General features: G+C 67.1%; 4 protein-coding genes. All 4 read left to right on the top strand.

The annotated features are described in order from the left end of the window. Nucleotides 1–476 precede the first annotated feature (476 nt). Complete coding sequence (casA, locus tag GKQ77_RS22575; RefSeq protein ID WP_219690756.1) at nucleotides 477–5,156, top strand: type I-E CRISPR-associated protein Cse1/CasA; 4,680 nt, start codon at nucleotides 477–479, stop codon at nucleotides 5,154–5,156. Then, entirely contained in the window at nucleotides 5,157–5,996 is an 840-nt protein-coding gene (casB, locus tag GKQ77_RS22570) for a type I-E CRISPR-associated protein Cse2/CasB (RefSeq protein WP_219690755.1), read from the top strand. A 63-nt stretch (nucleotides 5,997–6,059) separates the two neighbouring features. Continuing rightward, on the top strand, nucleotides 6,060–7,277 hold the full coding sequence (cas7e, locus tag GKQ77_RS22565) for a type I-E CRISPR-associated protein Cas7/Cse4/CasC (protein ID WP_219690754.1): 1,218 nt from the start codon (nucleotides 6,060–6,062) through the stop codon (nucleotides 7,275–7,277). Continuing rightward, on the top strand, nucleotides 7,274–7,962 hold a 689-nt coding region (gene cas5e, locus GKQ77_RS22560), incomplete at its 3' end, for a type I-E CRISPR-associated protein Cas5/CasD (RefSeq protein WP_219690753.1). The genes cas7e and cas5e, both read left to right, overlap by 4 nt.

Raw genomic sequence — 7,962 nt, 5'->3', positions numbered from 1 at the left:
CCCCGCGTGTACGCTCGCCTCAACTAGCCCTAGCAGCGGGCCCGTTCACGAAAACGGCCGGACCCGCTGCACCTCCCCGTGCTACCGAGGAGGCCGGGCCCGGCCTGTCCCTAACCACCTGACGATCGTAGGAACGCACCCATGGTATTACGTCCAAGTCGCAGCTCAGAAGGTCCCTCCGGACCGTTCGCCGCTCTCTACGCTGTGCTAGCGGCGCTCCTCGCAGCCTGCCCGACCGCACCTTCTCCGTACGCCTCGTGGGTATGGGGTGCCGTCGTGGTCGTAGTCATCGTCCTGGTGATCACGCAGCCAACGTCGGCCAGCGCTCAGGCCTGACGGATCTGCCGCGGTCGGCATCCGGCACTCAGGGTGCCGACCGTTCCCGACGTGGTCCTCTACGCGCCGCCAACGCCTTACTACGTCAGCCGCCCCAAGCCCCTCTTCTTCCGTAAAACCGTCTCCGCGAGGGCTCGGACGTGTTTCATACACCTGTGGTTCAAGAACCCCCGGAAGGTGACGTGCCCTTCGCGCGGCTCTCCCCGGCTGCCCGCAGCGCTTGGGCGAAACACGATCCAAAAACGGACGGCCACCTGCCTCTGTGGCGACACCTGGCCGACAGTGCCGGCGTGGCCGGGAAGCTCTGGGATGCGTGGCTGCCCGCCAACATCAAATCCCTTTTGTCCGAGGGCCTTCCAGAGGGTGAGAGCGGTGCACGACGGCTCGTGACCTTCCTTGCGGGAGTCCATGACGTCGGCAAGGCAACCTGCGCCTTCGCCTGCCAAGTCGATTCGCTCGCCGATCGCATGCGCGCTGCCGGCCTGGAGATGCCGAGCGCCGCACAATATGGAACCGATCGCCGCGCAGCGCCGCATGGGCTCGCCGGACAGTTACTCCTCCAGGAATGGCTCAGCGTGCGCTGCGGCATGACCACGAGGGTGTCCGGACAGTTCGCTGTCGTGGCGGGCGGGCATCACGGCACGCCGCCCGAGCACCAGCAAATCCATGACCTCCAACTCCGCCCCTGGCTCCTGCGGCACCCCGGCGACTCCGAGAACCTGTGGCGCAGCGTCCAGTACGAGCTGATGGATGGATGTGCTGAACTAGCTGGAGTCACCCAGCATTTGCCGGGCTGGAAAAACGTGCGGCTCACACAGCCCACACAAGTGCTTGTTACGGCGATCGTGATCCTGTCGGACTGGATAGCCAGCTCCGCTGAGCTGTTCCCATACGATCCGGCTTCCTGGCATCCGATCGGCCCGGTCGGCGAAGCCCGCCGGCTCACGGCAGCCTGGGAGGGGTTGGACCTGCCGGGCCCCTGGGAGCCTGAGCAACCCGACCGCTCCGCAGAATCGCTGTTCGCCGAGCGCTTCGTTCTCCCCGTCGACGCCCAGATCAGGCCGGTACAGGCCGAGGCCGTTCGGACAGCGCATCAGATGGCCTCCCCAGGGCTGCTGATGATCGAGGCCCCGATGGGGGAAGGCAAGACCGAAGCAGCATTCGCGGCGGCGGAGATCCTGGCCGCTAGGAGCGGAGCCGGTGGTTGTCTGGTGGCGTTGCCCACTCGGGCGACTGGTGATGCCATGTTCCCGCGGTTGTTGGGCTGGCTCGATCACCTGCCCGACTCCGGTTCCTCGACGGTCGCCCTGGCCCATGCGAAAGCGGCGCTCAACGAGGTCTGGTCGGGTCTCTTGCGCCGGGGGCATCGCACCATCGCGGCGATCGAGCCGGATCGGTCACAGCAGCTCAGCGGGGTGCGGTCCCTTCGTTCCGAGCCTGCCGGGCTACAGGCTCATCAGTGGTTACGGGGACGGAAGAAGGCACTGCTCGCCTCGTTCGCGGTGGGGACGATCGATCAGGTGCTGTTCGCCGGACTCAAGAGCCGACACCTGGCGCTGCGGCATCTGGCGGTGGCGGGCAAGGTCGTCATCATCGACGAAGTACACGCCTACGACGCCTACATGGGCCGCTACCTCGACCGGGTCCTGGAGTGGCTCGCCGCGTACCGCGTTCCGGTCATCATGCTGTCGGCGACCCTTCCCGCCGACCGCAGGCGAGCGTTGGCGGCCAGTTACGCAGGAGAAGCGGTCACGGACAGCGCGACGAGGTCCGACTCCGCTGCCTATCCTCTGATCACTGCCGTTGCACCAGGCGCCCCGGTCCTGTCCGTACAGCCTCCTGCCGCATCGGGACGCCGTACCGATGTGACATTGGAACGCTTGGACGACGATCTTGACCAGCTCGCTGACCGGCTGATGCGTGAACTCCAGGACGGCGGCTGCGCTCTGGTCGTGCGGAACACCGTCCAGCGCGTCCTGGATACGGCCGATGTGCTGCGTGAGCGGTTCGGTGCGCAGCACGTGACGGTCACGCATTCCCGGTTCCTGGCCGCTGACCGAGCGGCTCGGGACGCCAAACTCCGGGACATCTTCGGGCCGGACGGAGAGCGGCCTTCCGGCCCGCACATCGTGGTCGCCAGCCAGGTGGTCGAACAGTCACTCGATGTAGATTTCGATCTGCTGGTCACCGATCTGGCACCGGTAGACCTGATGCTCCAGCGCATGGGACGGCTGCACCGCCACCCGCGAAAGCGCCCGCCGAAGCTCGCCACGGCCCGCTGTCTTGTGGCGGGTGCCGCGTGGGAGCCGGATCTGCCTCAGCCCGTGCGCGGCTCGGAGATCGTCTACGGGCGACATGCCCTGCTTCGCTCCCTGGCCGCGCTCGGGCCGCACCTCGATGGCGAACCCCTGTTGCTTCCCCACCACATCAGCCCGCTCGTGCAGGCCGCTTACGGTGAGGCCGAGATCGGTCCGTCGCGTTGGGCGGGGGAACTGAGCGCAGCGCAGGCGGACCATTTCCGCGTTCTCGCGGACAAGCGGCAGAAGGCGGAGGCGTTCCTGCTCGGTCCGGTCAGACGGGCCGGCCGCCCGATCTACGACTGGCTCGGGGCCAACGCCGGGGATGCCGACGACACCCGTGAGGGCAGAGCTCAAGTGCGCGACAGCCAGGAGAGCCTGGAGGTCATGGTGGTGCAGCGGCTGCGTGACGGCACGCTCGCCACGGTGGCCTGGCTGCCCCGCGGGCAAGGCGGTCTGCGGCTGCCGACGGACTTTCCTCCCGACCGGCGGACCGCTGAGGCCGTCGCCGCGAGTGCGATCGCTCTGCCCCGACTGTTCTCCCACCCCGGGGCGATCGATCGGACCATCGGTGAGCTGGAGCATTTTATGGTCCCTGCCTGGCAGGCGAAGGAATGTCCTTTACTGGCAGGCGAGTTGATGCTCGTTCTCGACGAGGATTGTCAGACCCGCCTGTCAGGCTTCGTTCTCAGGTACAGCGTCGTCGACGGACTGCGGGTGCAGACCGCCTTCGAGGCGTCACGTGCCCCCACCGTGTCAGTGCATGAGGCCGAACCGACGAAGGAAGTCGATGATGAGCGGGCAGCGAACCGGGCGAACCCTACGCTCGTCACCGGCAAGGAGCTGAGCCCCTTGGCACCGAAGCGTCCTCCTCTCCAGGGCTCTCCCTCCTTCAGCCTCGTGTCATCCGCGTGGTTGCCTGTCCAGCGCCTCGACGGAAGCATGGACTTGCTGTCACTCATGGAGGTCTTCGCCCAGGCCCGGGACGTGCGTCGTCTCGCAGGCGACCTTCCCACGCAGGATTTCGCCCTGTTGAGGCTGTTGCTGGCGATCTTGCATGACGCGGTCGACGGCCCGGCAGAACTCGACGACTGGGCGCAGTTGTGGGAGTCACCGGACCCGTTCGGCGAAGTCCCCGGCTACCTCGACCGGCATCGGAACCGATTCGACCTGTTCCACTCGGATGCGCCCTTCTATCAGGTGGCCGGTCTGAGCACAGCGAAGGGCGAAACAGCCTCCCTCAACCGGCTCGTCGCCGACGTGCCGAACGGGGAGCCATTCTTCACCATGCGCAATCCCGGCGTGCGCCGGCTTTCCTACGCCGAGGCCGCACGCTGGCTCGTTCACGCGCACGCCTACGACCCCTCGGGAATCAAGTCCGGGATGGTGGGAGACCCTCGGGCCAAGTCCGGCAAGGTGTATCCGCTGGGTGTCGGCTCCCTGGGCAATCTCGGCGGTATCTACGCCGAGGGTGTCACCCTGCACCAGACCCTGCTTCTGAACCTGATCGCCTTCGACGAGGGCATTGTCGAGCCGGAAGACGGGGATCTACCCGCCTGGCGACACCCCCCGTCCGTAGCGGGGGCCGTCGGCGCAGACCGGCTCGCCCGGGGCCCGGTCGGGCTGCGTGACCTGTACACCTGGCAGTCACGGCGCCTGCGCCTGCACGTCGACGGCGAGCAGGTGAGCGGCGTCGTTCTCGGGTACGGGGACCCTCTGACCCTCCATGCGCCCTGGAAGCGGGAGCCCATGTGCAGCTGGAGGCGCAGCGCCGCACAGGAGAAGAAGCAGGGGCGGCCGCTGGTCTACATGCCGCGCCAGCACGATCCGAGCCGGGCGGCCTGGCGCGGGCTGGGCTCGCTGCTGCCCGCGCGGCGCTCAGCCAGCGACGACACCGGACGCGGCACTCCGGAGTCGCTTCCTGCCGGGATCGTCTCCTGGTACTCGATGCTCGCCTCGGAAGGTGCCATCGAGCAAACGTCGTTGATCCGGGTGCGGCTCGTAGGCGCGGTGTATGGCACGCAGCAGTCGGTGGTGGACGAGGTCGTGGATGACGCGGTGGTCCTGCCGGTGGTCCTCCTGCACGAGGAGAAGCCCGACTTCGGCGCCACAGCAGTTGATGCCGTGCACGATGCGCAGGCCGCGGTAACAGCACTGGGCCAACTGGCCGGGAACCTGGCCCGCGCCGTGGGATCGAACCCCGACCCCGCGAGCGATGCCGCCCGCGACCTCGGCTTCGGAGCGCTGGATGGGCCATACCGGCAGTGGCTCGCCTCCTTACACCCGGGCATTGACCCGCACTCCGGCCGGAAGCTCTGGCAGACCACTGTCCGAAAGCACGTCACGCGGCTCGGCCGCGAGTTGCTCGGCTCCGCGGGGTCCGCCGCTTCGGAGGGCCGGGTGGCCGACGTCCCTGGTTCGGGACGCCACTGGGTCAATGACGCACGCGCAGAGCAGTGGTTCCGACAGCGGCTGAACCAGGTACTTCCGCGACCGCCACAGGACCCGGACGAAGGTAACTGAATGACCAACGTCATGCCGTCATCGCCCGTGAACACCCCGCGGCAATCTTCGGGAGGCGGGCTGCCCCGTCCGTCCCTGCAAGCACCAGGACGCGCCACCGATCGTTGCATAGGGCGCCTGCAGGCCCTGTACCGGCAGGACAATTCAAGCGCCGTAGCGGCCCTGGCCCGCCTCCGGCGCGGAGTCGGCAAGGCCGTACACGAAGCCCCCGAGAGCTGGGGCAACGACGGGCTGGAGGAGCTGTCCGCCATCCGAGCGGAGCGCGACTCCGTCCCGGTCGCTGAGCCGGAGGACGGAGTGTCAGCGAAGTACTACTCCACCGATCAGCGCCGCTGGAGCGAGCAACGCGAACTCGCCGAGGAGAAGGCTGTCTTCCTCACGATCACGTTGTGGGCGCTCCACCAGCAGTCCATCCGCGACGCCAACATGCACGCGCATGACTGGGGCCTGGGCCGATCAGTCCGGCACCTGGCACAGGGGCGTCTGGGTACGGAGGCCTCTCACATCACTTTGTCTGACGCAGAGTTGACCGAGAAGCTGAACGAGCCCCTTCGTAAACGGTTCGTGCGGATCGGCACTTCGACGTCGCTCGAGATGTTGGGCACCAGGCTCCGCACAGTAGTGCTGCTGCTCCGTGGCGCGCGGATCCCCCTCGACTACGCACGGCTGGCCGACCAATTGACCGCATGGCAGGACATCGCCCGTCAAGCCGAGGTCCGCCGCACCTGGGGCCGCGACTTCCACCTGTCCTCACGACGAAGCTCCCGCAGCGAACCAGGCCCTGCGGCCAGTGGAGACAACGGGGGCGGCTCCGACCATCTACTCGACGCCGGCGACTAGCAGCCAGGGTCACAATCCGGCGTTCGTCACTGCATGTGCTGGCACTCACAGGGAGAACTCTCGTTGACACGCACCATTCTTGACATCCACATTCTTCAGTCCGTGCCTCCCAGCAACCTGAATCGCGACGACACGGGCACTCCCAAAACTGCCATCTACGGTGGCGTACGGCGGGCCCGTGTCTCCAGCCAGGCGTGGAAGCGTGCCACCCGGAAGGCCTTCGGCGATCTGCTTCCCCCGTCCGAACTCGGCGTGCGGACAAAGAAGGTTGCCGATGCACTCGCCGAGCGGATCACCGGCCTGAAACCGTCGTTGCGAGCCTCCGCGAGTATCGAACTGGCCGCCGAGGTCATGCACGCCGCAACCGGCTCCAAGATCGCCGCACCGAAGCGCCGAGGCAAGGGCGAAGCAGAGGCAGAGCGCGAGCCGAGCCACGAGTCCTCGTACCTGATGTTCCTCAGCAGCCGTCAGCTCGACGCACTGGCAGTCCTCGCTCTGGAGGGCAACCCCGGTGGCGACCTAAAAGCCTTCAAAGAAGCTCTCAAGAACAACAAGGAGTACAAAGCCCGTGTCCGGGATGCAGTCGACAGCCGCCACTCCGTAGACATCGCCTTGTTCGGCCGTATGGTCGCCGACTCACCCGACCTGAATGTGGAAGGGGCCACCCAGGTCGCCCACGCGATCGGGGTGCACCCCTCCGAGATCGAGTCGGACTACTTCACGGCCGTGGACGACCGCAGCGCCGACGAAGAATCCGGAGCCGGGATGATCGGCACCATCGACTTCAACTCAGCGACGCTCTACCGGTACGCCGCCGTGGACCTCGACGAACTCCATCACAATCTCGGCATCGGACTCCAGGAGAACGAACACCCGACGACGCCGGTACAGAAGGCTGCGAGCGCCTTCCTCGAGGCGTTCATCACTTCCCTGCCGACAGGAAAGATCAACACCTTCGGCAATCACACACTGCCGGCCGCCGTGATCGTCAAACTCCGTTCGCAGCGGCCCATCAGCTTCGTCGGCGCATTCGAAGAACCAGTGCGTCAGGCTGCCGAAGGTGGCTACGTCCGGGAGAGCTGCAAGCGTCTCGCGGCCTACATTCCCGCCCTGGAGCGCCAGTACGGGGTCCCCGACGACCAGCCGACGTGGATCTTTCGCGTAGGTGAGGAAACCCGAGCGCTCGCAGAACTCGGTACCGAAGTCACCTTGGGCACCCTGACCAAGGCCGTCGAGGACGCCGTCGCGGAGCGGCTGGGAGCGCCGGGGTCGGCAGCATGAGCGTCCTGCTGCTCCGGCTGGCCGGGCCTCTCCAGGCATGGGGGTCCGCGGCCCGTTTCGCCCGCCGGAGCACCGAGAACGTCCCGACCAAGAGCGGCGTCCTCGGCCTGCTCGCCGCAGCGCTGGGCCGAGGCCGGGAAGAGGACCTCTCTGACCTGGCAGTACTGCGGTTCGGCGTAAGGATCGACCAGCCAGACACCCGGGTGCGGGACTTCCACACGGCCCACCACTTCGACTCGGGCCGGGCCATGCCGCTTTCCGAGCGGTTCTACCTGGCGGACGCGGTCTTCCTGGCCGGGGTCGAAGGCGACAGCCGCCTGATCCAACAACTCTATGAGGCGCTCCTCGCACCGCGGTTCCTTCCGTTCCTCGGCCGTCGGTCGTGTCCGCCGTCGCGACCCATCACCGTCGGCCCGCCACAAGAGATTCCGCTGGAGCAGGCCCTTCGCGAGACCCCGTGGCAGGCAGCCAACTGGTACGTCAGGCAATCCACTGGGCGGGGAGACGGCGGTACACCTGCATCGGGTCCGGCTCTGGACACACTGATCGACTGCCCTCCTGCCGAAGTGCCCGACTTCTCGGTACGTGACATTCCGCTGAGCTTCGATCCCCGGCACCGCCAGTACGGTCTGCGCGGAGTACGTACAGGACGGCCCGAGCCCCCTGCACCCCCGCGACGCGCCAC

Source organism: Streptomyces anatolicus (assembly GCF_019400875.1).
GTDB classification, from domain to species: domain Bacteria; phylum Actinomycetota; class Actinomycetes; order Streptomycetales; family Streptomycetaceae; genus Streptomyces; species Streptomyces anatolicus.
This window is presented reverse-complemented; position numbering and strand designations above follow the sequence as displayed.

What these genes read in the sequence shown, in the direction of transcription:
- casB (WP_219690755.1), top strand. Translation starts at nt 5,157, where the DNA reads ATGACCAACGTCATGCCGTCATCGCCCGTGAACACCCCGCGGCAATCT.